Origin of the sequence: Blautia sp. BCRC 81119 (genome assembly GCF_003184505.1) — a bacterium.
Lineage (GTDB): Bacteria > Bacillota > Clostridia > Lachnospirales > Lachnospiraceae > Blautia_A > Blautia_A fusiformis.
Genome location: NZ_QJHD01000003.1, coordinates 82,074 through 108,797, shown reverse-complemented (window position 1 = coordinate 108,797; position 26,724 = coordinate 82,074). Strand labels below are relative to the sequence as shown.

Genomic DNA, 26,724 nt, shown 5'->3' with positions numbered 1-26,724 from the left:
CAGTCCTTTCTTAGATTTTTTCCAGAAAGGGAAGAAAACACTATATAAACCCTGCCTTTTGTGCTACACTAAACATAGGATTTTCTACTTGGAAAATTCCTCACACGTACAGTCGGTATATTCATTTTCGTCGATGGATACCGACTGTTCCTTTTTTCCAAATTATTCATGATTTCCTCCCATGATCCACTTCCCGACAATTTGTCGAGAAGTTACATCTGATACAGTTCCACTTCATCCTCTGGTTTCAGTATCAGATTAGTACTCAGATATTTTTCAATATCAAAGGTATTCTTTTTGTCATAATCGGACAGATATTTGTAATTTTTATGTTTGCAAATATCGTATTTATTTGAGAAAAATGGTCTGACACCTCTCACCTGCAGAATACATTTTCCTCCGTCCATGACTGCTATTTCATCCTGGCTCATCAACTCCTTTCCTGTTTTCTGGTAGTTCATTCCATAAGACCGCTGACTGCCTCTCGTATCCGATGTGTTATAAAGATCTATGGTTTCTTTTCCCAGGATCTCCGCTATTTCCTTTAATGTCGTTTTTTCCTTTCCACCCAGGAATAAGGTCGTATCACAGTTTCCTTCGATGGTATCGGCATTATCCTTATAAATTGCCTTAAGCTGAGACTTTGACTGCAAAATAATAGAAGCTGAGATTTCCCGGCTTCTAATCGTAGCAATCAGTTTTTCAAATTTTGGAATTTGTCCGATGTTCGCAAACTCGTCCAGGAGACACCTCACATGAATTGGAAGTCTACCTCCATATACATCATCAGCTCTGTCACAGAGCAGATTAAAAAGCTGTGTGTACATAATAGAAACAATAAAATTAAAGGTATCATCGGTATCTGAAATAATAACAAACAATGCTGTTTTCCTGTCACCGACCAAATCCAGTTCCAGTTCGTCATAACTCATAAGCTCCCGCAGTTCCGCAATATCAAAGGGTGCGAGTCTTGCACCACAACTGATCAGAATAGATTTTGCTGTCTTACCAGAGACAAATTGTCAAGGACTTTTTAATCAAATTCACAAAAAATCTATAAAAAAGGTGCCAGAAGCATTGTATGGCTCCTGACACCTCGTTTGACAGATTACATTTTTCCGTTTAGCAGGTCTTTGCAGAGATACGCATAGTCTGGCAGCTGGTTGATATATGGCTCCCAGCGCCGCTTGATTTCGGCCAATTCCAGCGGGTCGGCTGCTTCCAGTGCATGATCGTTGCCCGTCATATACAAAACATCCATAGCAACATCATCCAAACACCTGCCGCAGAGATCGGCGGCAGATTCTATCCTGATACCGGTATCCACATAGACTGGATTTACGCCAATCGCCAGCCAAACATAGCCTACCTTGTCCGACCAGAGCAGTTCAAAATCAGGGCTTTGCCGCAGATGTTCCGCAAAGACTTCCTTTACTCGCTCAATCTCATTTTTCTCTTTTTCTGTGTACAGCATTTTCATGTCCTCCTTAGATAAAAGTTTTGGTGCGTACCATCAACAGTTTAGCACAATGCGGCTTCGTTTATCAGTCTGTCACATCTGCTGAATTTCATTTTTGAGCATACGCTTGATTTTATCGCTCATGGTTTCTGTGCTGGTATTGCTGAAATGGACATGAACCTTGTAGGTTGTCTTGCCGATTTTCTTTACCATCGCTGGCGTGTTTTCCGGCGCTCTGGACGCAGTAGCGGCGTCTGCCATCTGCATAGTACGGGGTTCTTTGTTCATGGCGCTCCTTTCTCCGGGCGGGTCTATATCGTCCGGCAAAAAATTACTCATGCTTACGATTCACAAGGTCTTTCGCCGCCTGTTTGGTGGCTCCGGCATTTTCTTCCCGGAAATTCTTCCCGTCAAAGAGAATCGGCGCACACCGTTCCAGAATACGGTCATAGATACGGGCGTGGGCCAGATCAGGCGGGTTTTTTAGCTCGGACAGTTTCAAGTTTGTTGTGATAATCATGGGTCTACGGCTGCGATAGCGGCTGTCGATGACGAAAAACATCTGCTCCATAGCATATTCGGTACTGCGCTCTACGCCCAGATCGTCAATGATAAGCAGGTCATACTCGTCAAAGCTGGCAATAAACTCCGACCTGTCCTCAGAGAACATCCCGGTCAGGCGGTTCAGAATGGTGGGGAAGTTTGTCATCAGCACCGGCACATCCCGGTCAAGCAAAGCGTTGGCAATACATCCGGCGAAAAAAGACTTGCCGGTTCCCACATCCCCGAACAACAGCAGGCCGGTGTTGTTCTTGTAAGCCTCCTTCCAGTTCTCCACATAGGCGCGGGCCTTGTCCATCAATGGGTTTTGCCCGTTATCATTGGAAAATGTGTAGTCATACAGATAACGGTCTTGCAAGCCCTGTGCCTTTCGGCGTTTGATACGCTCCATACAGCGCTGCCGTTCTTCAGCAGCCTTGCGCTGCTCCTCAGCCTCCCGCTGGCACTGGCAGATGCAGCGCGGCATAAAGTAGCCGGATTTCCCGAAGCATGGCACAACGGTCTGCCTCTGGCCGCCGCATTTCTTACAGTGAATGAGCCCGTCTGACGGGTCTATATACTCGTCCCCGGCCAATTCCACACCGGCAGCTGCCTTGTCGATCAGCGCCCGGATTTCTGCGGTAATCTCAATCATACAGTTTCATCCTCCTTTACGCTGTAATCCCGGTTGCGGGTGGGCAGGGCCGCCTTTTTCGCGTCCTCACCGGCCCAGCGCCGGATGGTGGCTGCATGGCTCTGATACCGCTTGCCGGTAGAAGCCATGTACTCGGACAGCTTTTCGATGTACTGGCCCCATACAGTGGGAAAGCTGGCCTGCAATTCTGCCAGTTCTTCATCCGTCAGGAAAACATTCTGGTAACGGCCATAGGCGCGGGCGGAGCGTCCCTTCTCTATCTCTCTCTTTATCTCTATCTCTATCTCTTTCTCTAACTCTATCTCTATCTCTGGTGGACGAATGTCGGACAAATGTCCGCCACTTGTCCGGGGCGCGGAAAGAGCCTTGTTTTGGAGCCTCGCCGCACGCTTTCGCTCGGCCTCGGTGGAGGACTGGCCGATCAGCAGTTCAATATTGCTCATGTAGAAGGTGCCGCTGTCCAGCACTTCCACAAGACCCAGCTTCAAAAAGATCTGCAAGGCTCTCTCCACAGTGCCGATCTGCTGGCGGGTGATGGTGGCGATCATCTGCGCCGTGTAAGGAATGTCCTCGTCAAGTTGAAGCCGTCCACCATGTTTCAGCGATTTCAGATACAGCTTGAGCAGAATGTTGGAATACAGCACACCATCCTGCATACTTTCCAGCAGCACGATGGAATCATCGTCAAAATAGTTTTCTTTGAGTTTCAGGTAATAATATTTTCGGTTGTCTGACATAGGGTTCCTCCTTGGGGTTTCTCTTGGGATTCTGTACGCATTTTAAGGCCGTTTTAGGGGTCGGAGGATAAATCTATCAGGCCCCCAGCGACACCCTCGAAAAAAGCCTTGATTTACAAGGGGTTTTCAGCCCCTAAAGCGTGACATTTCGCCCTTTGTTTCCGCTTGCGCTGGGCGGCCTTGATACGCTTCATGCGTCCGGCACATTCCGTGCAGTATTTGGCCCGGTTGGAGCCGGGGGTGAACAGCGCCCCGCAGACGGCGCACCGTTTGGCGTCCAGGCGGTGGAACAGGGCCGTTTCCAGTTCTCTGTCCAGCGGCAGCACCGCCGCCCGGAACCACCGGCACAACAGGGAGTAGGAAATGGACTGGACGCAGACACATTCCTCCCCATCATCCAGCGCGATACAGTGGCCGCCGTCATAGTTGCAGCACTCATGTACCAGCCGCCGCGCTCTGCGGTACTGACGGTAGTCCATGACGGGGACGGGTTCAGGCTTGCTTTTTTTCATGCTGGCACTTCCCACACCCGCCGCAGTTGCCGCAGCCCTGGCAGGCATGGGCCTCCGGCTCCGGGCCGGTGGGCGCGTCTGCCGATTCCGGCTGCAAGAGGGCAAGGGGCAGGCGGATATTCAGGTGGATAGTGACGGGCAAAATAATTTGCTTCATACAGTGACCTCCTTCAATGAATTTACTGTTAAATATTCGTGCAAAGTATTGTTTTCTTCGTGCAAATGGCATATACTAAAAGTACCAGCAGAAAGGGGTTGATCGTATGGCTGGAAATACCACAAACATCAGTATCCGCATGGATGCAGATTTGAAAGCGCAGGCGGACGCACTGTTTACTGAACTTGGCATGAACCTGACTACGGCGTTTAACATCTTTGTGCGCCAGTCGCTTCGTGAAGGCGGCATTCCCTTTGAAGTAAGGCTGGAACAGCCGAACAAAGAAACGGTTGCTGCCATGCTGGAAGCGGAAAGGATTGCAAAAGACCCGTCTGTAAAGGGCTACAATGACCTTGACGAGTTGTTTGCTGACCTGAAAAGATGAAAGAAACCAAATATACCGTCAAGTACACGACCAGTTTCAAAAAAGACTACAAACGAGCTATCAAGCGTGGCTTGAAGATTGAGCTGCTGGAGCAGGTCGTAGCGTTGCTGGCAATGGGCGAACCGCTGCCGGATAAGAACCGCGACCATGACCTGTCCGGCGATTGGGCAGGCCATCGGGAATGTCATATTCTCCCGGACTGGCTGCTTGTCTATCGCATAGAAGATGATGTTCTGGTGCTGACGCTGGCCCGCACCGGCACACACAGCGACTTGTTCGGCAAATAAACAGTCTGCCGCCGTATGGGGAAACCTGTACGGCGGTTTTTCTGTATGCAAAGGTATGTCGTGAAGCGCGACGCACTTGACAGGGGTACGCCAAAACGCGGTATCCTTTACCGATTCGGCTCCCGGTTGTGAGACTTGTCCCTTTCCTGTCGGGACAGCTGCTCGGCGGTTTTGCGGAGCCGTTCCACTGCTTTCAAATCCTCCCGCATGGCTTTCATGGCAAGCGTGTCCGTCTGCTTTCCAGCGGCCAGCTGGTCAATTTCCAGCTGCCATGCCTTTGGGGTGATTGCCTCGCCGCTGTCTTTCAGTTCTTTCAGATACCGGGCCGCTGCGTCATACAGAATCAGTTCCCGGCTGTGGCGCTGTTCAAACTGTTCCCGTTTTTCCGGCTTTACTTTGGCAAGCTGCTTGTGGATGGACTTGTGCTGGTTGTACTGTTCCCACATCTCCCCGCGTTCGGTAAGAATGGCGATCTGGCGCTCGGCCTTGACGATCTTTCCCCGCAGGTCATAGTAACAGCTGTTCATATCAGCGATTTTTTCATGAAGCTGCTGCATAGACTGGATGCCGTTTGCCTGCAAAAAGCTGAATAGTGCAGCGCTTTCCTGCAAAGCCCGGATTTTTCCGCTGCGGGTGTCGGGCCGCTTGAGCTGCTGCTGGGCTTCCCACAAGGCGATCAAGCTGCTTTGCTGCGTTTGTGGTTTTTCCGCTTCGTCTTTCGACCAGAGATAAAGGCGGGTAATGCGGGCCTTGATTTCCTTGAGCAGCTTGTTGTCGGCGGCGATCTGCCGGTTGACTTCTCCCTTGTCGGTGCGGATACCACGCTTCTCCATCTGGCTGGCCGCTGGCCCCATGTGGACAGAGGGGATTTTATCAATTCCCTGTCGCTTGTAGCTGCGGTGGTCTACCAGGGCGGGATGACCGGCGGCCTCCAATGCCCGGTTGGTGCAGGCCGCCCATGCCGCCCGCCAAATCTCCACATTCCCTTTGTCGTTCCAGTCGGTGGTGTCCTCCCGGTGGTTCTTCCAGCCGCCTTTCCCGTCCGGGATGCGTTGGCCGTTCTCGTCCAGATCGTATGCCTTGCGGCACTTTGAGCCCCACTGTCCATTTTCTTTCAAAGGCCGGAGCGTCAGCATGATATGGACATGAGGATTGCCGGTTCCCTTGTCATGGATAGCAAAGTCAGCACACATTCCTCTGTCTACAAAGTTGTCTTTCACATAGGCCCGGACAAGGGCAAGCTGCTGTTCTCTGGACAGTTCGCGGGGCAACGCCGCCTCAATCTCGCGGGCAAGCTGGCTGTCCCTGGCTTTCTCGATCTGCTCCACACTGTTCCAGAGGGTGGAGCGGTCTGCAAACTCTGGCGGGGCGTGGGCGGGCAGCATGATTTCCGCATGGACAACGCCGCCCTTCCGGGTATAATCGTGGGTCAGGCCGTCCCATTCATTCGTCAGCTTGGTTCCGCTACGGTAGGCGGCTGCGGCAACAGCGGAACGGCCTTCGCTGCGCTTGATGATACTGACGGGGATATGACAAAAATCTATGGGTGGCACCTCCTTTCGGTGATGGGTATTCAGGCTCCGTGGAGCCGGACAGACGCAAAGCGGGTGTTTGGCTTCGCAGAGCGCACAAGGGGTTTGGGGAGTGTAGCTCCCCATCGCGGACGAAGTACGCAACGCCCCCGGCAGGGCGCACAGCACCGGCAACGGTGTATAAGTGCGCCCTTGTAAACAAGGGACTTACGGCTTGTCCCCGGATTTCGGCAGTTTTGCGGCCAGTTCTTCCGCCCCCGGAAGATGGGACAGGGCAATCAGGAACGCTTTGACCTCTACGCCGGGAAGGTCGGGGGCCAGAGGGAAAATGCCCTCCAAAACGGCCCCACGCTCAATCAGGCGGCGGGTGCGAACCCTGCGTTCTTCATTCCGCTGCTTGTTCTCCAAAATCTTCTTTCGGTTTTCAAGCTGCCGAATCTCCTTCAGGACTTTCTCCCGTTCTTCTTTTTGGGGGTGGGCTGTAATTTTTTCGTTCATGTCAGGCACCTCTTTTCTTTGAAAATACTCATAGATTGACCGTCCATTTCTGTCGAGCAAAGTACCGGCGCAGCCTCCGCAGTGCGGCATGGATGGATTTTCCCGCCTGTGATGGCGTGATACCCTCCATTGCGGCAATATCTTTCACTTTCATACCCAGCATATAGCGGGCGTGGACACGGCGAGCCTGCATAGGCGGCAGGAAAGAAATGGCTTCATACAATCGCCGTATCAGTTCTTCGTATTCGGCTAATTCTTCTTTTTCTATCAGGTAGTCCTCCGGCGATGGCTGCGCCCAGCCGATGGCGGCATTTTCGATTCCATCGTTACAATCGAGGGAATAAAACGCCTTATACCGGAACATCTTGCGATCTCTGGCGGCTTCGGCTCTTTTATCCAGAAGAAACGCTTCGACGATCTCATCGGACACCTCCACAAAAATGTCCTCTTTGCAAAATGGATAATATTGTTTGAGATTGATGGTCTGCATAGGCACGCCCTCACTCTGTTTGAAAAAGGTCATCATAGCAGCGGCGCATATTCCGCAGCCCCCGGCGGATGGAAACGCTGACCTTGCTGCTGTGGATGCCCTCTCTCCGGGAGATTTCCGGCTGCTTGATACCGGCAATGTAGTAGGCGTGAACACGGCGGGTCTGTGTCGGAGTGGCATGAGCCAGAGCCGCAGGCAGAGCTGCAATCATGTGCAGGCGGGTGGTCATTTCTTCTCGTTCCAGCAAAATATCTTCCGGCGATCTGCTGTGTTCCAGCGCGTAATTTTCCAGCCAGCTGTATGCGTCCAGAGAGTAGTAGGCGCGGTGGTAGACTTTCCGACGCTCATAGTTCTCCATCTCCCGCTGGGCCTGATACATCGCTGCCCATACCTCGTCCGTAACATCCACAAACTCGTCATGCCGGTAGTGGGGATACATCCACCGCAGGTTGATTGTTTTCATAGGCTTACCTCCTGAAAATTGGAGAGGCGGGCAGCTCGTCCGCTGTCCGCCCCTCGCTGAGATAAGGGAAATGATCCCTTTCACTTGGTAGCCAGAAAACAGGTCATTCGTTAAGCCTGTTCTCAAAGAAATTTATAAATTTTTTTCTGACCGCCTCCACACTTTGATACACAGCCACTTTGGAGCAGCCGCACAGCACACCGATCTCTGCAAGGCTCAGTCCCTCAAGCGCATAGAGCAGGAACCGGCGGCGCTGAGCCTCGGTACAGGTGTCCAGAACCGCCATCAGCTCATGCAGCGTTTCCATGCGGCAAAGGTATTCTTCCGGCGTTTCGCCGTAGGCTCCTACACCCTCGGTGGTAATGATATACTCGTCAAACTCCCGGCCATCCCAATGCCGCCGCTGTTCATGGAACAGGTTCTCCGTTTTGTGATCGGCCCTGTCAAGAAATTCATAGACTTCCAGCGTGACCTCCACGGCCACAGCTTGTCCGTTATAATTGATGGTAACTTCCATCTGCCTTTCCTCCATTCAGATTTTTTCGGGAAAATCTGAATGGGGCGGCGGAGAACGGCACCGGGGATAAAGTTCGGGCCATGCTGACCCGATGTTCCGGCTCCACAGGGACAAAAAAGCGCCCGGACGGCATAAAGCCATACGAGCGTAATAGAGTATATTTTGCTGTTTAATTACATGGTATAGTGCATACTGCTGACCGCATTGCTCCGCTGCTGGGAACAGGCTTTTTTTAGCTGGTGCAGATCATGGATACTGCGAAAAAGAGAAAAGGACACGGCAAAATGACCTCCAATCGGCTACCGTGTCCCTGCAAGTCGTCATTGGTTTGTGTAAGCGCAAAGAAACGGCGGCTCTGAAATCAAAGCCGCCGTTTCAAATGGGCGTGAAAATATGTCTGCTCTGCGACGGCTTTTTTTCTTTTGCCGTCGTCCGGCAATTCACAAGTTATTTCACAAACTGTTCTAATTCTCCCTTATCCACAGAAACCAGCTTTTCAATGTTGCCGGCCTTGTCACGAACAACATTCAAGCTAACGCCATCACTCACACCTTTGTCGCAAAAAGTGTAACGCTCCTTGTCATAAAGGATATAGATAGGCTTTTCGTCGTACATCCAATGATTAGAAGTCTTGTCATAAGAAACGCCAAATTCGGTGTATGCGTCCAGACTGTCATCACGATAATTCGGATCGCCTTGTTCAAAGCTACCACTTCCGGCCGTAATTCCCGCCTTTTCCAATTCGGCTTTCAATGCCTCCTGCTCTTTGGTGCGAGCATTAAAGTCAGCGTCCGAGGATTGCTTTAGACCTGTCAGAGTTCCATCTTCATCTCTAATGGGTTCAACGTCTATCACGCCGTCATCATAGGAAAAGCCATCCGTTTCATTAGAATTGATCTGATCCTTGAAGTAACGCACGACTTGCCCGTTATAGAAGAAACGATCCTTTTCCGTGTCGTATGTCATACCATACGGTTCATAGATAGAATACTTTTCAGCAATCTCAGCCCGGCGTTCTTGCTCCGCTTTGGCCTGTTCCTCAGAGGAAAGGACTTCATCATTCTCGTAGGCTTGCACCGAGGAAGCCTCGTCAGAGGAAATGGAAGTGCCGCTATCTTTCGCCTCCTCAAAAGGTGTTGAGCTGGTAGTTGACTGGTTTGCCGCGCTTGCAGCACAGCCGCTTAAAACAGCCGATGCACAAAGCGCCATTGTGAGTAAAAGAGTTGTGATTTTTTGTTTTTTCATATTCTGAAACACTCCTTTCTGTTTCTGAATATATAGTAGCAGAACTGTTTGGGATACCATTGTGGCGAATATGTTTTTTATGTGTAGTTAAAAATACGGGGCGATCAAATCTGACCGTCCCGCATTTTTCAAAATCGGATTGAAAACAATACCCCTCTGTCTGTGTTTTTCAAGCTATATATTATATTGTGCTGTTCTAAAATAGTTTTGACGATATAAAGTCCTAAGCCGCTACCCCCTGTTTTTCGATTGCGTGATTGCTCCATCCTATAGAAAGCATCAAATAATTTTGGAATTTCTGCTTCTGGAATATGCACACCAGTATTTTCTATCTGGAAAACTACCGACCCATTTTTAGAAAATGCGTCCATATAGATTGAACTGCCTCTCGGAGAATATAAGATGGCATTAGAAACAATATTGTTAATTGCTTTTTGTATCAGCATTTTGTCTACGACGATTTGCAGGGCGGGAGAAATATTCTCGTTCCAGTCAATTTCCTTTTGTACAATCAGATCCTCAAATAAAGCATATTCCCGTTTCAGAAGATCAGAAAAATCCATTTTTTCTTTTCGCAGACCTACTTTAGATGATTTCATACGCGAAACCGTCAGTATTTCTTGTACCATGCTCTCCATTGTATTGATGATTTCAAGGGAGCGCGATAGATATTTATTGCGATCCTGATAATCGCCCACATTCAAAATCATCCCCTCTGTCTGCCCCTTGATAATTGTAATAGGCGTTTTTAATTCGTGAGAAACAGCAGAGAAAAAATCAAGTTGTGCCTGTTCTAATTCTTTTTCGTGCTCTATGTCTGCCTGCAATTTTATATTTGCTGCCTGTAGATTTTCCAAAGCGGCAGATAGCTTTTTAGACATTTCATTCAAGCTATGCGCCAGAACACCAAGCTCGTCTGTCCGACTTTCTTCACACTTCCAACTAAAGTTTAGTTCAGACATATTTTTTGATACTGCGCTCAGTCGTAATACGGGCCTTGTAACATAGCGGGAGTAAATCATTGAAGCAAGCGTAGCAATAATAAGAATAACAAAAAATAGAATGATAAAAACATTTGCCAGAGTATTCCTAAGCAGGTCAACCTCATGCGCGCTCCCGGCAACTGTCAATGTATAAACAGTGTCCGATCCTGCGAAAGAGAACAGGTAGCTATGTGTTGCCCGATACGCCGCCGGATCAGTATTTTCAGTTGCTATTCCTCCATCAAGAAAACGAGGAAATTCTTTTGCCCCCTGTGAGGGCAGTTCGATTGCGTTACCGTCATCGTCGGATAGTTGAAGCAATACCCCGTTATTGTTCAAAAGAAACTCATCAAAAAGCGTTCCGCTTTCCAACGGGGACATGGTTTGCAACTCCGCAATAAAAGAGGAAACCGTATTTTCCAGGCTTGCGTCAAGTGTTGTGCTATATGTTTTGGGAACGAGCCACGAAATGACGGTATATGTCAGAACACAGCAAATACTGGTCAGCAAAAAAGTGATTGCAAATATTTTTGCAAATAGACTTCCTTTAATTTTCTTTATCAATTTTATATCCCACCCCTCTGATTGTCTGGATGAAGTCAATCCCCAACTTTTTGCGAAGATTTTTAATGTGAGTATCTACAACCCTTTCATCGCCATAAAAGTCATATTTCCATAGCTTATCCAGCAGATTTTGCCGCGTAAGTACACGCCCTTGATTTAGCAGAAGCTCCCTTAACACCTCAAATTCTCGCTGGGTAAGGTCAAAAGAAACATCGTCTACCACAGCGGTATAACTGTCCATATCCAGAACGAGATTTTTATAGGTAATCGTTTGGTGTTCCTGCTCTGGTATCATAGAACTTCTGCGGAGAACAGCGCCGATTTTGCGAACCAATATCGGCATGGAGAATGGCTTTGTAATATAATCGTCAACCTGTAAATCTAAGCCTCGGATTTGTTCATCCTCTCCGTTTAGGGCAGTCAGCATGATAATAGGGACACTTGACTGCTTGCGGATCAATTCACAGACAGTAAAGCCGTCAATTTTAGGGAGCATAATGTCTAACAAAATCAGGTCAAAATGTGTGCTTGCAAAAAGGGATATTGCCTCAATGCCATCACTCGCAAGAGTAACAGCGTATCCAACTTCCTGCAAAAAGTTTTTCAATAATTCTTGAATATCTAAATCGTCCTCAACAATTAAAATGTGCTGCATAAAACCACCTCCACTGGTATAGTAGCATAAAATTTTGTGATTCGTGTGTAGTTCTATCATTATTATAGTTTTCTGTATGCCAGATTTCAAACCTCAAAATATGAATTATAAACTTCAATCAGCCTGCATATAGCAACATTCCACGAGCAAAGTATGAATTATACAATGTAACTGGGTGATGTTATATGGCGAAAGTTGAAGATTGTCCCGGTTTTGAAACCTTCGGTGCAGATGTCAAAGCCGCACGAGAGGCAAAGCGTCTGGCACGAAAAACATTGGCAGAAATGGTTGGGATTGAATGGCGGTATCTTGCCAACATTGAGAATCAAGGTGCGATTCCGAGCCTGCCTGTGATGATCCAGTTGATTAAGGTCTGCGGACTTCCCGTGGAACGGTATTTTAATCCGGAGATCATGCGGGAAGAAAGCGAACAGCGGCAACGGGTCAGTCACAAGCTGAAGCTCTGTCCTGAACAATACCTGTCGATTATTGAAGGTGCCATAGACGGGGCGCTCAAAATGGAACAGACTGCGAAGCAGAAGGAGGGCGCATAATCGCGGCCTCCTTCTGGCGTTTCTGTATCAAGTTTCCCCGCACTTTTCCCAAAGTTCCCGACAGCTCTGCTGGATTTCTCCGATTTCTTCCACAGCCAGCTCGCGGTCATTTCCGGTAATCTTATCTTCCAGAAAGTTGGCGTATGTATCCAGCAAGGCGTTTCGCAAATCCTCCGGAGTTTTCTGTATTTCAGCGCTGTACCAGTCATTTCGGTGAGGTTCCCATGCCATCAATGTATAACCGTGGCTGGTCTGCACCACCTCATACAGAGGATCATCATCCAGATATGCCTGAAACACTTTCAAAACCTTTTCAAAGGTCAGCATTTCCCGCACCTCCCATTCAGCTGCAAATCAGTTCCCTGATTAAAATTTCCTCAATCTGTGCCGTTAATGTGTTCATCAACCCCACCCAACGAATAGGGGCACAGGCTTTCAATTCCTCAGTGACACCCGCAGTCTCCATCATGTGAGGCAACATGGTGTCCACGCGCTCCTGCGCTGTCCGGTCAATCTCTAACAGGTGTGGATACAGCTTCTCGCTCATCAGCAGTTGGTTGTAGAGAATGGGGCGATGTTTCTTTAGGTAGGATTTTCTCATCCTGCCGTACTTGCCGATAGAAGTTTCCGGCTGTTCAGAAAGTTTTAGGTTGGGTATATCATAATCTCCACAACGAATGTAAGTCAACTTACTCATTTTCATTCTCCTTTGCTTCGTGATGATTAGACTGCTACGCTGGCTGCTATGCTGCCTTTGCGCGGTTCTTCTTTTGGTAGCTGACCGATAGTAGAAAAAACACCTTTTTTCATATCCTCAGCCCGGATCAGGGCTTTCTTAGCGTCCATTTCCGCTTTTTTCTTCGCCTTGATTTTGTCCTCATACCGTTTTTGTGCGCCGCTGGCTTTCCGCTTCAAATAGTTCTGATGGAGCCTGTCCTTGCGTCCTTCTTGTTTCCGCAATTCTTCCTGCTCCTCTGGAGTTAAAGGAACCGGCTGTAAGGATGGCGGGATATAGCGTCCTAAAAAATTGAAGTAAATTTCAATTTCCTGCGTGGTATCCTGACTGCCTTTTCGGGCGCGTTCGTGGACAAGGATTTTCTCTACAAACTCGTTGAGCATGGTGTTTGTCAGCGTGTCAAAATTCTCGTACTTATCAATCAGGGCTATAAATTTCTCCGCTGATTTCTGGCTTTGCTCGTAGCCGGTAACAGCCTTTTCCAGCTCCGCAATTTCAATCTCAAGTGCGCCCTGCTCTTTGGCATACTGTGCATCAAGCGCCCTATATCGTGCGTCCGGCAGCTTGCCGAGGGCATTGTCCTCATAGATTTTGCAAATCAGTTTTTCCAGTTCTCCGGCTCTCTTTTGAGCAGCAGCCAGACGCCTGCGCTTTTTCGATATATCGGCACTCTGTTGAGCAACCTGCGTTTCCTGAACGGTGTGAATAAATTCCGTCCGGTCATTTCTGGAATATTCAGCGATAGCCCGGAGCGTGTCAGAAACCAATGTCAGAACAGCACTCTCATTGATACGGTGTTGTGTAGAGCATAGTGTCCCACACGGAACTTTGGTATAATTGGAACAGGTATATTGAGAAACCCGCTTGCCATTGTTGGTGCGGTGGACATACATCTTGCCGCCACAATCGGCACAATAGAGCAAACCTGTGAGGGGAGCCGCTTCGCCCCAGCCGTTTGGATAACGCCGTACATTGCTACGGATTTTCTGCACCAGATCAAAGGTCTGCTGGTCGATAATGGCTTCATGGGTATTCTCAAAGATCGTCCATTCGTCCTCAGAAACATAGTGGCTTTTCTTGTCCTTAAAGTGCTTGCGGGTCTTGAAATTGATGGTATGCCCTAAATACTCTCGTTTTTTCAAAATATTCACGATGGTAGATGATCCCCATCCATAGGGGTCTTTGACCGGCTTTGAACGGTTCACACCCTCGTTGAAGCGGGCAAGGTGTACGACAGGAATTTCAATCCGGTCTGTGGATAATTTGCCGGCGATCTGGTAAGGCCCATATCCCTCCAGCGTGAGGGAGAATATACGGCGTACCACTTCGGCAGCTTCCTCATCTACCAGCCAATGCTCCCGTTTTTCGTCCCATAAGTAGCCGTAAATCACAGTGCCGGTCAGGTGCTTGCCACTCATGCCTTTTGACTTAAACACAGAGCGGATTTTCCGGCTGGTATCACGGGCGTAAAATTCATTCATAATGTTGCGGAACGGGGTAAAATCGTCATCGCCTTTCAGACTGTCCACACCGTCATTGATTGCAATCAGCCGAACTCCGCGCTGCCGCAAAACCTCCATGACCTGACCGACCTTTAGATAGTCGCGCCCCAACCGGCTCATGTCCTTGATGACGATTGCCTCTACACGCCCTGCCTCCACTTCCTCCATCATCGCCAAAAATCCGGGGCGGTCAAAACGGGTGCCTGAGATACCATCATCGGTAAAGTGCGTAGGGTTGGGCAGCCCGTTCCGGCGGGCAAAATCCTCTAACATCTGTTTTTGGTTGGATATGGAGTTGCTCTCGCCCTGTAACTCATCGTCCCGGCTCAGGCGCTCGTACAGTGGGGTAATTTTTTCATTTCTCATGGCTGTACCTCCTGAAACAAAAATGCTCTAAGTGATTGCTTCACTAACCATGACAAAATCATGATTAAGAAGTCACTTAGAGCATATATCACCGCTGGCGAGCTTGTATTTCTTATACTGCCTCACGGCGAAGTGCTGGGGGCTGCGGCGTTCCAGCCCGTCAAACATATAGTCCACCGCATTTTTGAAGGTTTCGTCATCCTCCCGGACTTCCATGCTGTTTATCATTTCCACCAGCGTATTCATGTTGCGTTCTTCTTCCGGCCCCTCAAAGACGATGTAGGCCACAAGGGCGCAGTACAAGAGGGTTTCGGCTTTGGTCCAGAACTCGTCGCCCTCCTTGCCGTCGCCTTTGGTGTTGGCAATCAAGGCGGTAACGAATTTCAAAACATCGCTTTCCGTCTTGATATAGGCCAGCGGATTGTAGTGCATGGATTTTGAAAAGTCGATACTGTTGAACACCCGCACCCTGTATTTCTCCCGTTGCAGAAACCGCCCGCACTGGTCGAGGGTGCCGCCCTTCGGGTCTACCACCACATACGAGGAATGGGCTTGAAGGAGCTGCGGGGTCAGCCAGAACCTTGTCTTTCCCGAGCCGGACGAGCCGATGACACAGGCGTTTAGGTTCCGGGCATTGGCGGGTATCTTCGGACGGGTGTTCATGGTAAGGAACTCCGTCCCGGTCAGAATGACATTGTTCTGAAATTTTGGGTCAACAAACGGCTTTATATCCTCCTTTGTTCCAAAGCGGGCGGTGCCGTATTCCGCATCCCGCCGGAATTTTTTCGCCTGCCTGATCTTTGACTGTATCAGCAGATACACCCCAGCCGCACCGGCAAGGCCCACCAGCAGGTCAATACCTCCCAGCCCCGGCCAGTAGGTTTCAAAGGCTTTGGGGAAGGTATCGAGCATCCCCATGAGCTTTGTCCCGAAGTCTGTGCCGGGGGCGATCCGGTAGGCCGTCCCGATTTTGGAGAAGAACCAGAACACAAAGAGGTACGGCAGGTTTGGGAGTACATATTTTCTGATTTTGTCACTCAACGTCCGTCCTTCACCGCCTCTCTGGTTCGCTGCTTTTCCTTTGCCTGTGTCCTGATCTGCTCCGTGAATTTCCGAAGCTGGCCGAGGATGGAAGCCTTGTCCTGCTCTTTATTCAGCACCTTTGCGCTGTACTTCTGGAAGGCCGCCGTGATAGCGTCCGCCTGATTGGCTTTGAAAAACAGCAGGTAATGACCGGGGCTCACTTTATGGAAAGCGTAGTCCACATGGAACTCCTTCGCGATCCGGTCAAAATCCTTTGGAGCTCCCACATAGGGCATGGCACTTTTGCCGCCATAGTGGTTCATCAGCTTTTTCACGCTCTGGCGTCCCTGCGGGGTCAGCGCCTTCCGGTGGTGCTTTTGCAGCGCCCGAACCACCTTGCCAAGAGCGGCAGCCAGCACTTTTCCTGTGAGCTTCGTTGTCCTGATTGAAAGGGCAACCGTTTTTTGGTTTACTTCTTCCTGCATAAAACCTCCTTTCCGTCGGGGTTCCCGCTATCCGGGAGGCCCCCGTACAGTCTCGGGGAACAGAAAACCTCGGGCCAATGTGGCCCGAGGCTTACCGCTCGGCATCCCTGCCGGACGGAGCTTTCTTTTCCGGCTCCGTCTGGACTTTTTCGCCCTGTTCCCGCATGGTTTGCAAGATAGAGGGCCTCTTTTGAAGCTGGGAGGGCTTTTCGCTGGACAGCGGCTTGATACATTCCAAGCGGTCAGCCGCCCGGATGGCGTTGTCCGTGAGCTGCCTCTGCCATGCGCCCACGCTGGGAGCCCAGCGGAAACCGTTGCTTTTCAGCTCGGCCCGGGTGTCCGCGTCAGGCTTTCCGTCAAAGAACACCTGCAAGCGGTTGTCCTCCCGGTTCATTTCCACACGGCCCCCATCGAACTCCCAGCCGGAAAATTCCTGCTGTGCCTGTTTGGAAAGCTGTTCGATACGGGCCTTTACCCGGCGGATTTCCGCATTGTTGTTGGTAAGCTGGTAGCTTTCAAAGGGCCTCGGATCGCTCCGCCAGCTTGACGCCATGCTTGCTTTCAGCTTTTCGATCTGATCCGGCGACAGCAGCGCACAGCCGTCCAGCTTGCCATGCTTGCGGTAATAGGCGTTGACCTCCTTCATAATGAGCTGGGAGCGTTCCAGCCCGTCCAGCTTCTTCTGGAGCTTTTCAATCGCTGCCGGGTCATCGGCGCTGATCCCGCCCATGCCGGTACTGCGTATCTTATCCAGCAGCCCTTGAATATACCGCCATTCCTCCATGTTGCTGTCCCGGGCCCGGTTCTGTTTTTCCTTCTTTCCCACCGGGAAATTGGCAGGTCCGGCGATCATCACAGAGGGAACCCTTGCGTCAATGGCAAAGCCCTGGTTCATGTTTTCGGCCAGCTTGCGGGCGTAGGTGTCTAACAGATGGTCAATCTTCTCATGGTACATGGGGTCCACCCGGGATTTCTGCTGTTCCGCTATGGCGGCGGCCTTGTCCACCATTGCCCGGTATTCCGCCGTTGCGCTCCCTTCCTTGTAGTCGGAAAAGCTGTTCATTTCCTTTGCCCGGCGGGCGGCTCCTTCATTGATAGTGTAATAGTTGATGGTATGCACCTCCTTCATGCTTCGGGCCATGCTGGCCCGAAGTCTTACCGTTCTTCATGGGAAGGCCCCGCCTTGTCCTTTTTCGGAGCGGGCGGGGCTTCTTGAAACCGTTTGAGTGCAGCGAGAATGGAGTGGACAGGCTCGGCCTTTTCAGGATAGGCAAATATCCGGTGTTCCGGCGGAATGTCCTGCGGCCCGTGGTAATACTCCTTGAAGCCCTCCGGGACTGCCGACACGTACCCACCGGGAGCGAATACGCCGCCCTCGTTGATACGCACATCCCGCCCGTATGCCTCATAATCGAAGTAGTTCTGAATGTGCTCCGGTATGTCGATGGTCCCAAGCTCGTCGGCGTAAAGACGGCCCAGCCCTTCATCATCAGAAATATCCGGGTAAAAGCGGTACAGGTCAAGGTTCTGGGTCAGGTTTATCAAATCCTTCACGCTCCGTATGTGGTTTCCCAAGACAAGAGCGGCTTCAAAGGTTTCCAGTCCGCCCTTATCCCGTACTTCCAGCAGGGCGTGGCCCAGCTCGTTCAGCTCGTCGATGTTCTCACATTCGTAGAGATGATCGTAGAGCCCCAGCACATCACTGTCAAAGCTGGTAAAGAACACTTCGCTGTACCGTTTCCCGTCTATCCCGATTTTGGCAAGGGCGGCCTGCAACTCCTGTGTCGTCATGGGGAAATGTACCGTTGTCCCTACCTCGATCCCCATCAAGGGGTACAGGGCTGTATTGGTTATATAGGCTTCAAACATGGGCTCATTCCTCCTTTTCGGCCCGGTCAGCCAGCACCTCATAAATCCCGGCCATAATGTAATCGGCGCAAGGGAGGGCAATCGCGTTTCCCAGCGCCTCGTAGCGTTGCAGAGGCCGGATCTCCACGCCGTCCGCCCCGTACTTTGTCCAGCCCTCCGGCAGCCCCATCAGCCGTTCGCTTTCCGTTTCCGTCAGAAAACGGATACAGCCGCCCTCATACCAGAAGGCAAAGGGCGTTACATCACTGGCTAAAAGAGTGGGAAAAGGGTCAGTTGGTAATCCGAAGCTGTTTCGGAAGGCCGTTTCTTCCTGCCTTTTTGCCGCTCCCCGCATACGAAAGCACTGAAAGGGGTGGATGACTGGTATCTGCCGCCCTGTTTCAAAAGAAGCTGTTCGATCTCCTTCGGCGGCGGCCCGCCCTCTCCGCAAGGCGGAGGAAGTGGGAGCATTGGACGGGGCTTAAATAGTATGTCTGCGGCACGTCTGCCTCCAAAATCCGCCACGACGAAAATCCGCTGCCTTCGTGCCAGCCTTCGGGAGCCTGCCCAATACTGGGCGTCCATGAGCCGCCAGCACACATCAGGCGTTCCCCCTCGCACCATTCCGGCGTTTCCCCATCTTCCCGAAGGAGGCATTGGAACTTCGGTGTCCGAGAAGGCGGATAGGACGGCTCTAAAGTCCATCCGGTCATTTGTAGAAAACGCTCCCATGACGTTTTCCCAAACAGCGATAGCTGGATATAGGTTATCAGTAGCATCCCTCATTTCCTGTATGATACGAAACGCCTGATAGAACAGGCTTGATTTTGCCCCGGCAAGGCCGGAGCGGTTGCCGATCAGAGAAAGGTTCTGACAGGGGGAACCGAAGGTAATTATATGGACAGGTGGGATTTTCCCGCCGTCCACCTTCGTAATATCCCCCAAATGCACCATGTCGGGAAAGTGCCTTTTGGTTATGGAGATGGGCGCTTTTTCAATCTCACTGGCCCATACCGGACGGATACCGCACCGGGAAGCAGCCAGAGGGAACACGCCAATCCCGTCGAAAAGGCTTCCCAGCTTAATGTCCGGCATGGCCCGGGGTACCATGTCCCTTCACGGCAAGCACCCCTTCCAGTGTGGTCGCCGCAATGCCCAGCCGCCCGGCAACCGCAATATCGTTTTTTACATCCTCGTCCACAACGCTGCCACAGACGATCAGGGTATGGGAGCGCCGCAGCATATCCCGGCGCATATCAATCCCGGCCTTATGTTCCTCGGGAACGCTGTCATTCAAAAACAGCGGCAGGTACAAGAGCGGGCAGATTGGGGAAAAGCCCGCCTCATAAGCAAGGCGGCAGTAGTGGGCCGCCAGCTCCATATCAACATCCGGCTCGCCGCTCCATGCGGCGGTCAGGTATGCTAAAGGTCGTTTCATTGGTTGAGCCTCCATTTCTGTTTTGGTTTAGGGAAAAGCAAGAGTTCGCCCAACCCCTCCGCCCCTTCCCCCGGGAAGGGGAACGGCTCTGGAGAATTTATATCCCCGTCGCTTGACCGGGAAAAAGCATAACCGGGAGAAATCCGTCAAGGGTGCCTCTGGCACCGCCTGCGGCGGCGCTGCCCTTGACTGATTTTCCCGGCTATGCTACGGAATAACTGGCGACGGGGAATAATTTATATCTCCAGAGCTTCGGGGCGCGGGGCAGAGCCCCGCAGTCCTCGGGCCATGCTGACCCGAAGTTTGGGCTTACTTTTCCTGTTCGGTTTTCTTCTCCGGCTTTTCATGTTCCTTCTGCTGACCCTTCCAGTCGTCCAGCAGCTTGATGATCTGGTCCTTCATTTCCCTCGGCGTAGTTTCCTTGCCGAAATACTTGCTCAGTTCCACACCTGTCAAAATCACTTTGTCTACCTCCTTTTTGTCCTCCATCATAATGCCGTCGATCACATCCCCGTTGAGCAGCTTCTTTTCGTCCAGCTCACGCATACGCTTTGCCTGCGCCTGCGAAGGAGAGGACTGCTGGCTGTCAATGGCGACGGCGATATAGTTCTGGTTCTTCTTGCCGATATAGGAAAGCTCCACCGCCGTAGTAAAACCCAGCTTTTTTTCATCCATCAGCTTCATCAGGTCGGGAACCAGCTCATTGAGCCGGATATACCGCTGCACCTGCTTGACCGCCATCTTATTGCGCTCGGCTACAATTTCGTTGGAGCGTTTTCCTGCGTCCTTCGGGTCAATCTGGCCCGAAGTGCGGGAGCCCTGGTGCTTGATGGCCTCAAGCTGCATTTTCAAGGCTTTGGCCCGCTCACTGGGGAGGATTTCTTCACGCTGGTTGAGATTGTCCTCGACCATCTGCGTGATGGCTTCATCGTCCGTCAGATTGCGAACAATACAGGGCATATCCGCATATCCGGCAAGCTCGCTGGCCTTCTGGCGGCGGTGGCCGGACACGATCTCATAGCCGCCATCCTCACGGGGACGGACGATAGCGGGCTGGGTCACGCCCTTGTCCTTGACGCTGGACACCATAGCCCGCATTTCTTCATCATCCCGAACCTCAAAGGGATGGTTCTTGAAGGCGTGAAGCTCGTTCAGCTTGATATAGACGATCTGTTCCTTGCCCCGGCGTGGTGCATCCTTCGGTTTTTCGGGTTCCTTCGGAGCGGGAGCGGTCTGCACCGTTGGAGCCGTTTTTTTCTCCGGCTCCTTTTTGACCGTCTTTTCCGGTTTCTGTGCGGGGGCTTTGGACTTCGGGGCTGCGGCCTTGTCCTTATCTGCTTTCGGGGGACGGCCCCGGCGCTTCGGCTGTTCCGGCTCTTTGGGTTTTTCCTCTGCTTTTTTCGGAGTCTCCGGCTGCTTTTCCGGTTTCTCCACTTTTGCCGGGTCAGGCTTTTCCACGCCGGGAGTTGCCGCCCGTTCCTCAGCTTTCTTTTCCTTCATAATTTCAGCGAAGTTATAGACGGAAACCTGTGGGTTCTTTACCTCTGGTTCCGTCTTTTTTCCCGGCTCCGGGGAAACGGAAACCTTCTCCGGCTCTTTTGGGGGAGCGGGAGGCGTTTCCTTGCCCGGCCCGCTATCCGTTACCGGCTGTTCCGGCGTTTTTGTGGTTTTATCATCTGCCATAAGCATTTACCTCCTGTTTTTTGGCATGAAAAAAGGGGCTCAACTTTTCAGTCAAGCCCCCGTGGGAAGTTCCTCCTTTCTCCGCCATGATACAAAAATACCGCCCGTAGTCTCGTTTGGGCGGTACTTTGTGTAAGATTGGCAGTCCATTATTAAGTTTTTTATTATGTTCCCTTTGTACACCGTTGCAATAATCAATGTTTATACAAGGATTTTAGTGTTCTCATAAATCTAACTTTGTCCGGATTCTCTTTTATCCATTCTTGGACAAAACTCATTACCTCAGTCATAGTTTCATAGATTTGTCTACGATCAGCATATTATACACTCCTCCGTAAGTTTCATTACTGTGTTGACTTTTCCTTTAAATTTCATTATAGTTGTAATTATATTATTTACAATCATCAAAATAATAAATATGCACAGTTTCTCAACACATTGAAAAGAACTGTTGAGAACTTGAAATGTTTTAGACAAACCAGAAATATTTTTGTCTCAAAAATGTGAAAAAAATCATTATATCATACTATAAGGAGTTTCTTATCATGAAATATTCAACAAAATTAAGCGATACTGTTCATGTGATGGTTCTGATTGCTATCAACCAGGAAAAATCTCTCTCCAGTGCCTCAATTGCAGAAAGTGTCCATACAAATCCCGGCTTTGTACGCCAGCTTATGTTAAAACTAAAAAAAGCCGGACTTATGACCAGTGTAGCCGGACATGCCCGTCCTTCTCTTTCAAAACCTGCAGATCAGATTACATTGCTGGATATTTATAAAGCAGTTGAAGGTGAGAAGCCGCTGCTTCATTTAGATACTCATACCAACCCTGATTGCGGCGTTGGCATTAATATTCAGTTGTCTTTACAGGAATTCTATAATGAAATCCAAAAAACTGCTGAAGAAAAAATGAATATGATTACTTTACAGGATATCATAGATACCTATTATCAGCGAACATCAATCCTCAATATCTCCCCGGTTAGCCATCACGGTTAAATTTTCATCCCGATTTACGGAAAGTGTTCCTACTACATCCGGTTCACCTTCCTTATGACCGGATTCAGGTTTCCCATAAATACTTCCTGCACAGCCGGATCAGGATTATCAAATCTTGCATCTATGGCTATCTGCATTTCTCTGCGTACCTCTTCTGGTGTTGTGTTGTACTTTTCTGCAATCTTTTCATTTATTATGAGTGTAGACATGCACAGTTTACGCTTTCATCTCGGTAATTGATTGCCGAGGATTCCTGCTTTTTATCCTAAAAAATTATACGGGACAGACTTTTTCTTCTCTTATCCAGAATATACGTCTGTCCAGAGCGGCGAAAATGTTAAAGCAGCCTGATCGTTCTGTTACTGCTGTCATGGAAGAGATCGGTTATTCCAACATTACGCATTTTTATAAAATTTTTGAGAAAAAGTTCCATATGACACCAGCGGAATACCGAAATACTTTATAAGTCCTGTATGTGTCTTATCTGTATACAATAGAAAAGAAAAAGCCTTATAATATTACTGCAAATAATATGTCCCTCAAATATGATTTTTAGATTGACTGTTCCTTAAGGGGCTATATCATTTACGACAAATATTATAAGGCTTTATATATTTTTACAGTTTCATAGCACTGCGGATGCAGTTCTCAATATATTCTTCTCCCAAATCTGTATTCAGGCTGAGATCAAAGTTTCCGGCTGCACCCCACATACGGCGGGTGTAATAACGGTAGTTATCTGCACGGAGTTTTTCATTTTTCTGAACCGTAGCTTTGGCTTCTCCCTCGGAGATATTCTGTCTCTGTGCCACTCTTCTAATTCTGCTCACAAGAGGCGCTGAAAAAAATACTTTCAGACAGTTTCCGGAATTTCTGAGAACGTAATCTGCACAACGGCCTACTATCACGCAGTTGCCTTTTTTCGCAAGATTACGTACAACCTGACATTCTGCCTCGAAAATCTTATCCTTCGGTGCTTCATCCTGCATATCCGCATTCAGATACATCTGATTAACCAGATCATAGATGAGACTGTTTGTCATGATCTCTTCGTTTTTCTTGATAAATTCCGGTGTGTATCCGGTGGTTCCTGCTGTCATCTGGATAATCTCCGCATCATAAAAATCATATCCCAACTTTTCTGCAAGAATCTTGCCAATATCGTGGCCGCCACTTCCAAACTGTCTTCCAATGGCGATAACATTTTTTCCATAGGTTCCTGCTGTCTGTTCTTTTGCTTCGTTCTCGTTTTCTGCAGATACGCTTTCCGGGAAAATCATATCTTTCAGGAATACAAGTTTCTTACCGATGAGTCTAGCGATAAAGCCTACCAGAAGGGCAGCAATAACGGTACCTTCTCTTACACCAGCCAGTCTTCCTGCAAATACGAAAGAAAGTACAGCAGCGATCACTGACATGGATACATCAAAACAGATCTTGGTTGTTCCGAAATTTGTTTTCCATGTAAGAACAATAGCACGGACAAAAGATTCTCCCGGAAGCATGACAACGTCTGCCAAGACCTCCATATATACACCTACGCCAAGAATCAGACATCCCATGAGAAGATATACAATCTTCATGATGTACGCTTCCGGATTGACCCAGGAAAAAAGAATCATGGTAAGATCAATAAAATATCCAAATATGATGGATACCGGAATCTGAAGGATGTGCTCCAATTTAAAGTTCTTTCTCAGGATGATCAACTGCAGTACGATCAGAAAGATACTGAAAAAGATGGTAAAATTTCCAAGTGTAAATGGAAAATTAAGACTTAATACGTAAGGAATTGATGAAATCGGGGATGTTCCTAGGTTTGCCTTTGTGATCAGACTGACTCCCAGGGAGTTTACAAACAATCCCACCAGAAATATTAAATATCGTTTTAGTTTCTCCATTTTTTATTTCCTCCTCATTTCATATCTGCAAGATTTCGATAGATCCGGCAAAAAATATCCATAAACAACTTCTGCTCTTCTTCGGAAATACCATTTAATGCAGTTTTTTCTATTTTCTTAAAAGCCTCCTCCACAAGCTTCTGATTTTTCTTTCCGGATTCTGTCATAAAAATATGAAAAGTACGACGGTTTCCATTGAGCATTTTTCTTTCGATCAGACCTTTTTCTTCCATACGGTTCAAAATGGACGTTAAAGATCCTGCCTCGATGAGGCATCCTGCCGCAATCTCTTTCTGGCTGGCACCATCGCGATCTTTCAGGTAATCCAATACTTTGGGCTGTCCCAAGGTAAGGCCTGTGTCTGCCAGCTGTTCCATTAGTTTTTTCTGGACAGTCATATGGTTTATCATAGACAGGTAGTGAAATGAATCATCCATTTATTATTTAGCTCCTTCTTTTATCATATAAATAGTTATAATTCAAACATTTGGAATTATAACTATATTTGTGGCGTATGTCAATAACTTTTTTAGTATATTGGAATCTTGTACAATGTATTACCCTCTTGATAATATAGTGTCTTTGTTTCAGGGTAATACCATGATATTAGCTCAAACTAAATCGTAATTGATACCTCATCAGCATTTTTCTTTTTTATTATTGTAAAATATTTTTTTACATTTTAACACTATTTTCCTCTTCTATTTGTTTGCAAAAAAAGCCATAAGATTTTCTTTTCAAAATCTTACAGCTCTTCTATCATGTTGCATCCCAAACATCATCTATACTTACATGTAATCCTGAGCGAAAGACACCTAAAAATTTCAACATCCCAGAGACGGAAACCCGGCATCCAGCCTTTTTGGCAGTTTCCGTCTTCTCAGACACTTCAAAATAAATGACTTCCGTCATTTTCCCAGAATGTTGATTGCTTTTTTAACACATCAAGTGCATCTTGGGCATCACGTAATTCACGTCTGAGACGGGCAATTTCCTTCTGCTTATCAGATGCATAATTACCAGAACCACGAACAGGAATATCACCTGATTCCCGGAAGTCTTTCAGCCATTTTGTTAATGTGCTGTATCCGATGCCAAGATTTTCTGCACATCCACGTATTCCGAGATCTTTGTGATCCTGATAGTACTGGACTGCATCAAGTTTATTTTCCATATATCTCATCCGTTACTGTTTCACACCATTCGGATGATGTTTTTTCTCCCGGTACTTCAATTGCCAGATGTGAAAACCATTCATCTGGTGCTGCTCCATGCCAGTGTTTTACTTCTGCCGGAATATTGACACAATCTCCGGGTTTCATTTCTACTGCTTCTTTTCCTTCTTCCTGATAGTATCCACGTCCTGCAATGCAGATAAGAATCTGTCCGCCTCCGCTTTTTGCATGATGAATATGCCAGTTATTCCTGCAACCAGGTTCAAAAGTCACATTGAAAATTCCAACCTGTGACGTAGACACAGGAGCCAAAAAACTTTTCCCTGTAAAATATTGTGCAAATTTATCATTTGGCTCTCCAATCGGGAATATCATCTTTTTAGCATGAGCTCTCATTGCTTCATCTTCATATGAAAGATCACCTTCGTCTATACTCCAGACATCTTTTGCAAGATTGAATGCCACCCATCCTTTTGGCCACCCTGCATAAAATGCTATATGGGTAATCACGGCTGCAATTTCTTTCTGAGTCACTCCATGAGCTTTTGCATTTTCAAAATGATGTACTAAAGATGTATTAATCATTCCTGAAGCGATAAGTGCTGTGACTGTTATAATACATCTTGTCTTTACATCAATATCCTGATTATTCCAGTTTTCTCCAAACAAAACATCATCATTAAAATGTGCAAACTGTGGTGCAAATTCATTCAGTGCGTTTCTTCCTGCTGTCTGTACAATTTTTTTCACTTTAATCACCTGTCCTTATTTTAACTTTGCTCCATCCTTAAAAGCATTTCCCACACGTTCTCCAAGTCTGTAATATCCGTGATGTACCGGATCATATGTAATTGGTGTAAACTTACTAAGATCAATTTCTCCGTCATCACCGAGATATTTCTCATCTGCACTTACATTTTTAATTTCCGCAAGATACTTGCTGCCATCAATGACTTTTACAAGTTCACACTCAAGAGTCAATGGAAGTTCATTGATGATTGGTGCATTTACAAATTCACCTTTCGTTGTAGTAAAGCCTGCTTTTTTCATCTTATCTGCTTCTTTATTTGCAGAAACAATTCCCACATAATCGCAGGCAACCAGATGTTCAAGATCTGCCACCCCTACTGTAAAAGCCTTATTTTTTATAATATTGTCTGTTGTCTTATGGGCAGACAAATCTACAATAATCTCATTTGCACCTACAATTCCGCCCCATGCAGCGTTCATTGCATTTGCCTTTCCATTTTCATCATAGGTTCCCAGAATCATAACCGGCTGTGGATATAAAAATGGCTTTGCTCCAAAATTTTTTCTCATTGTTTTATCTCTC

The 26,724-nt window shown here is 48.3% G+C and carries 34 protein-coding genes and 2 pseudogenes; 5 read left to right on the top strand and 31 right to left on the bottom strand.

Features of this window, described 5'->3' with window-relative positions; translation table 11 throughout:
* Nucleotides 1-212 precede the first annotated feature (212 nt).
* The 7 genes and pseudogenes from DMI82_RS02650 to DMI82_RS20025 all read right to left on the bottom strand — a co-directional run.
* Nucleotides 213-1,022, bottom strand: a pseudogene (locus tag DMI82_RS02650) (VirD4-like conjugal transfer protein, CD1115 family); the annotation flags it as partial.
* 86 nt (nucleotides 1,023-1,108) lie between these two features.
* A complete protein-coding gene (locus DMI82_RS02645) occupies nucleotides 1,109-1,474 on the bottom strand; it encodes a hypothetical protein (protein ID WP_110102437.1) in 366 nt (121 codons plus the stop codon).
* 78 nt (nucleotides 1,475-1,552) lie between these two features.
* The gene (locus tag DMI82_RS02640) at nucleotides 1,553-1,726 is read right to left on the bottom strand and encodes a transposon-encoded TnpW family protein (protein ID WP_442857648.1); all 174 of its coding nucleotides are present in this window, start codon (nucleotides 1,724-1,726) and stop codon (nucleotides 1,553-1,555) included.
* Nucleotides 1,727-1,790: 64 nt separating this feature from the next.
* The gene (locus DMI82_RS02635; protein ID WP_110102435.1) at nucleotides 1,791-2,654 is read right to left on the bottom strand and encodes an ATP-binding protein; all 864 of its coding nucleotides are present in this window, start codon (nucleotides 2,652-2,654) and stop codon (nucleotides 1,791-1,793) included.
* Entirely contained in the window at nucleotides 2,651-3,391 is a 741-nt protein-coding gene (locus DMI82_RS02630) for a phage replisome organizer N-terminal domain-containing protein (RefSeq protein WP_110102434.1), read from the bottom strand. Before DMI82_RS02630 ends, DMI82_RS02635 begins: the two co-directional genes overlap by 4 nt.
* 113 nt (nucleotides 3,392-3,504) lie before the next feature.
* Nucleotides 3,505-3,903, bottom strand: a complete 399-nt coding sequence (locus tag DMI82_RS02625) for a cysteine-rich VLP domain-containing protein (protein WP_110102433.1) — start codon at nucleotides 3,901-3,903, stop codon at nucleotides 3,505-3,507.
* Nucleotides 3,884-4,060, bottom strand: coding sequence for a hypothetical protein (locus DMI82_RS20025; RefSeq protein WP_009296691.1), 177 nt, complete (start codon nucleotides 4,058-4,060; stop codon nucleotides 3,884-3,886). Before DMI82_RS20025 ends, DMI82_RS02625 begins: the two co-directional genes overlap by 20 nt.
* Before the next feature lie 106 nt (nucleotides 4,061-4,166).
* On the opposite strand from DMI82_RS20025, the gene DMI82_RS02620 reads away from it, so the two are divergent.
* Nucleotides 4,167-4,445: a type II toxin-antitoxin system RelB/DinJ family antitoxin gene (locus tag DMI82_RS02620; protein WP_005924829.1), complete on the top strand. Its 279-nt coding sequence runs from the start codon at nucleotides 4,167-4,169 to the stop codon at nucleotides 4,443-4,445.
* Nucleotides 4,442-4,732, top strand: a complete 291-nt coding sequence (locus DMI82_RS02615; RefSeq protein ID WP_002596328.1) for a type II toxin-antitoxin system YafQ family toxin — start codon at nucleotides 4,442-4,444, stop codon at nucleotides 4,730-4,732. Before DMI82_RS02620 ends, DMI82_RS02615 begins: the two co-directional genes overlap by 4 nt.
* A gap of 107 nt (nucleotides 4,733-4,839) precedes the next feature.
* Here the strand turns inward: DMI82_RS02615 and mobQ are convergent, their stop codons facing one another.
* The 8 genes from mobQ to DMI82_RS02575 all read right to left on the bottom strand — a co-directional run bounded on the left by mobQ (nucleotide 4,840) and on the right by DMI82_RS02575 (nucleotide 11,679).
* The gene (gene mobQ / locus DMI82_RS02610; RefSeq protein WP_110102432.1) at nucleotides 4,840-6,285 is read right to left on the bottom strand and encodes a MobQ family relaxase; all 1,446 of its coding nucleotides are present in this window, start codon (nucleotides 6,283-6,285) and stop codon (nucleotides 4,840-4,842) included.
* A gap of 186 nt (nucleotides 6,286-6,471) precedes the next feature.
* Nucleotides 6,472-6,762, bottom strand: a complete 291-nt coding sequence (locus DMI82_RS02605) for a DUF3847 domain-containing protein (protein WP_110102431.1) — start codon at nucleotides 6,760-6,762, stop codon at nucleotides 6,472-6,474.
* A gap of 28 nt (nucleotides 6,763-6,790) precedes the next feature.
* A complete protein-coding gene (locus DMI82_RS02600; protein WP_015528452.1) occupies nucleotides 6,791-7,252 on the bottom strand; it encodes an RNA polymerase sigma factor in 462 nt (153 codons plus the stop codon).
* 10 nt (nucleotides 7,253-7,262) lie between these two features.
* Nucleotides 7,263-7,715 carry an RNA polymerase subunit sigma-24 gene (locus DMI82_RS02595; protein ID WP_110102429.1) on the bottom strand — a complete coding sequence of 151 codons (453 nt, stop codon included), beginning with the start codon at nucleotides 7,713-7,715 and terminating at the stop codon, nucleotides 7,263-7,265.
* 103 nt (nucleotides 7,716-7,818) lie between these two features.
* Nucleotides 7,819-8,232, bottom strand: coding sequence for an RNA polymerase sigma factor (locus DMI82_RS02590; RefSeq protein ID WP_110102427.1), 414 nt, complete (start codon nucleotides 8,230-8,232; stop codon nucleotides 7,819-7,821).
* A gap of 447 nt (nucleotides 8,233-8,679) precedes the next feature.
* Nucleotides 8,680-9,477, bottom strand: coding sequence for a hypothetical protein (locus tag DMI82_RS19620; RefSeq protein WP_146207125.1), 798 nt, complete (start codon nucleotides 9,475-9,477; stop codon nucleotides 8,680-8,682).
* 128 nt (nucleotides 9,478-9,605) lie between these two features.
* Nucleotides 9,606-11,024 (bottom strand): sensor histidine kinase, encoded by a 1,419-nt coding sequence (locus DMI82_RS02580; RefSeq protein ID WP_110102424.1) that lies wholly within the window; start codon nucleotides 11,022-11,024, stop codon nucleotides 9,606-9,608.
* On the bottom strand, nucleotides 11,008-11,679 hold the full coding sequence (locus DMI82_RS02575; protein WP_110102422.1) for a response regulator transcription factor: 672 nt from the start codon (nucleotides 11,677-11,679) through the stop codon (nucleotides 11,008-11,010). Before DMI82_RS02575 ends, DMI82_RS02580 begins: the two co-directional genes overlap by 17 nt.
* Before the next feature lie 185 nt (nucleotides 11,680-11,864).
* Here DMI82_RS02575 and DMI82_RS02570 point away from each other — a divergent pair, with 185 nt between their 5' ends.
* Nucleotides 11,865-12,233, top strand: a complete 369-nt coding sequence (locus DMI82_RS02570; RefSeq protein ID WP_110102421.1) for a helix-turn-helix transcriptional regulator — start codon at nucleotides 11,865-11,867, stop codon at nucleotides 12,231-12,233.
* Between the two features lie 27 nt (nucleotides 12,234-12,260).
* Here the strand turns inward: DMI82_RS02570 and DMI82_RS02565 are convergent, their stop codons facing one another.
* The 11 genes and pseudogenes from DMI82_RS02565 to DMI82_RS02520 form a co-directional block, all read right to left on the bottom strand.
* Nucleotides 12,261-12,560 (bottom strand): hypothetical protein, encoded by a 300-nt coding sequence (locus DMI82_RS02565; RefSeq protein ID WP_110102419.1) that lies wholly within the window; start codon nucleotides 12,558-12,560, stop codon nucleotides 12,261-12,263.
* 16 nt (nucleotides 12,561-12,576) lie between these two features.
* The gene (locus DMI82_RS02560; RefSeq protein ID WP_110102417.1) at nucleotides 12,577-12,930 is read right to left on the bottom strand and encodes a TnpV protein; all 354 of its coding nucleotides are present in this window, start codon (nucleotides 12,928-12,930) and stop codon (nucleotides 12,577-12,579) included.
* 26 nt (nucleotides 12,931-12,956) lie between these two features.
* Nucleotides 12,957-14,837, bottom strand: a complete 1,881-nt coding sequence (locus tag DMI82_RS02555; protein WP_110102415.1) for a recombinase family protein — start codon at nucleotides 14,835-14,837, stop codon at nucleotides 12,957-12,959.
* Nucleotides 14,838-14,927: 90 nt separating this feature from the next.
* Nucleotides 14,928-15,878: pseudogene (locus DMI82_RS02550) on the bottom strand (type IV secretory system conjugative DNA transfer family protein); the annotation flags it as partial.
* Nucleotides 15,875-16,345, bottom strand: a complete 471-nt coding sequence (locus DMI82_RS02545) for a PcfB family protein (protein WP_012741698.1) — start codon at nucleotides 16,343-16,345, stop codon at nucleotides 15,875-15,877. The gene DMI82_RS02545 and the pseudogene DMI82_RS02550, both read right to left, overlap by 4 nt.
* A gap of 91 nt (nucleotides 16,346-16,436) precedes the next feature.
* Nucleotides 16,437-17,486 (bottom strand): hypothetical protein, encoded by a 1,050-nt coding sequence (locus tag DMI82_RS02540; RefSeq protein WP_110102413.1) that lies wholly within the window; start codon nucleotides 17,484-17,486, stop codon nucleotides 16,437-16,439.
* A 14-nt stretch (nucleotides 17,487-17,500) separates the two neighbouring features.
* On the bottom strand, nucleotides 17,501-18,214 hold the full coding sequence (locus DMI82_RS02535; protein WP_110102411.1) for an antirestriction protein ArdA: 714 nt from the start codon (nucleotides 18,212-18,214) through the stop codon (nucleotides 17,501-17,503).
* Between the two features lie 4 nt (nucleotides 18,215-18,218).
* Nucleotides 18,219-18,548 (bottom strand): DNA cytosine methyltransferase, encoded by a 330-nt coding sequence (locus tag DMI82_RS20210; RefSeq protein ID WP_242981799.1) that lies wholly within the window; start codon nucleotides 18,546-18,548, stop codon nucleotides 18,219-18,221.
* A complete protein-coding gene (locus DMI82_RS02530) occupies nucleotides 18,464-19,288 on the bottom strand; it encodes a DNA cytosine methyltransferase (protein WP_227573810.1) in 825 nt (274 codons plus the stop codon). The genes DMI82_RS20210 and DMI82_RS02530 overlap by 85 nt, the downstream gene beginning before the upstream one ends.
* Nucleotides 19,275-19,631: a DUF7768 domain-containing protein gene (locus DMI82_RS02525; protein ID WP_009901612.1), complete on the bottom strand. Its 357-nt coding sequence runs from the start codon at nucleotides 19,629-19,631 to the stop codon at nucleotides 19,275-19,277. The genes DMI82_RS02530 and DMI82_RS02525 overlap by 14 nt, the downstream gene beginning before the upstream one ends.
* A gap of 309 nt (nucleotides 19,632-19,940) precedes the next feature.
* The gene (locus DMI82_RS02520; protein ID WP_330409190.1) at nucleotides 19,941-21,314 is read right to left on the bottom strand and encodes a ParB/RepB/Spo0J family partition protein; all 1,374 of its coding nucleotides are present in this window, start codon (nucleotides 21,312-21,314) and stop codon (nucleotides 19,941-19,943) included.
* 545 nt (nucleotides 21,315-21,859) lie between these two features.
* Here DMI82_RS02520 and DMI82_RS02505 point away from each other — a divergent pair.
* Together DMI82_RS02505 and DMI82_RS20765 are read left to right on the top strand one after the other, a co-directional pair.
* Nucleotides 21,860-22,315, top strand: coding sequence for an Rrf2 family transcriptional regulator (locus DMI82_RS02505; RefSeq protein WP_110102406.1), 456 nt, complete (start codon nucleotides 21,860-21,862; stop codon nucleotides 22,313-22,315).
* Between the two features lie 226 nt (nucleotides 22,316-22,541).
* A complete protein-coding gene (locus tag DMI82_RS20765) occupies nucleotides 22,542-22,781 on the top strand; it encodes a helix-turn-helix transcriptional regulator (RefSeq protein ID WP_110102405.1) in 240 nt (79 codons plus the stop codon).
* Between the two features lie 151 nt (nucleotides 22,782-22,932).
* Here DMI82_RS20765 and DMI82_RS02495 read toward each other — a convergent pair whose 3' ends face one another.
* From DMI82_RS02495 to DMI82_RS02475, 5 genes are all read right to left on the bottom strand, one after another.
* Nucleotides 22,933-24,216 (bottom strand): cytidylate kinase family protein, encoded by a 1,284-nt coding sequence (locus DMI82_RS02495; RefSeq protein WP_110102403.1) that lies wholly within the window; start codon nucleotides 24,214-24,216, stop codon nucleotides 22,933-22,935.
* Nucleotides 24,217-24,230: 14 nt separating this feature from the next.
* Entirely contained in the window at nucleotides 24,231-24,653 is a 423-nt protein-coding gene (locus DMI82_RS02490) for a MarR family winged helix-turn-helix transcriptional regulator (protein WP_110102401.1), read from the bottom strand.
* A 452-nt stretch (nucleotides 24,654-25,105) separates the two neighbouring features.
* On the bottom strand, nucleotides 25,106-25,390 hold the full coding sequence (locus tag DMI82_RS02485; protein WP_227573777.1) for a helix-turn-helix domain-containing protein: 285 nt from the start codon (nucleotides 25,388-25,390) through the stop codon (nucleotides 25,106-25,108).
* Nucleotides 25,380-26,141, bottom strand: coding sequence for a carboxymuconolactone decarboxylase family protein (locus DMI82_RS02480; RefSeq protein ID WP_110102397.1), 762 nt, complete (start codon nucleotides 26,139-26,141; stop codon nucleotides 25,380-25,382). Before DMI82_RS02480 ends, DMI82_RS02485 begins: the two co-directional genes overlap by 11 nt.
* A 15-nt stretch (nucleotides 26,142-26,156) precedes the next feature.
* Nucleotides 26,157-26,711, bottom strand: coding sequence for a flavin reductase family protein (locus tag DMI82_RS02475; protein ID WP_006426948.1), 555 nt, complete (start codon nucleotides 26,709-26,711; stop codon nucleotides 26,157-26,159).
* Nucleotides 26,712-26,724 lie beyond the last annotated feature (13 nt).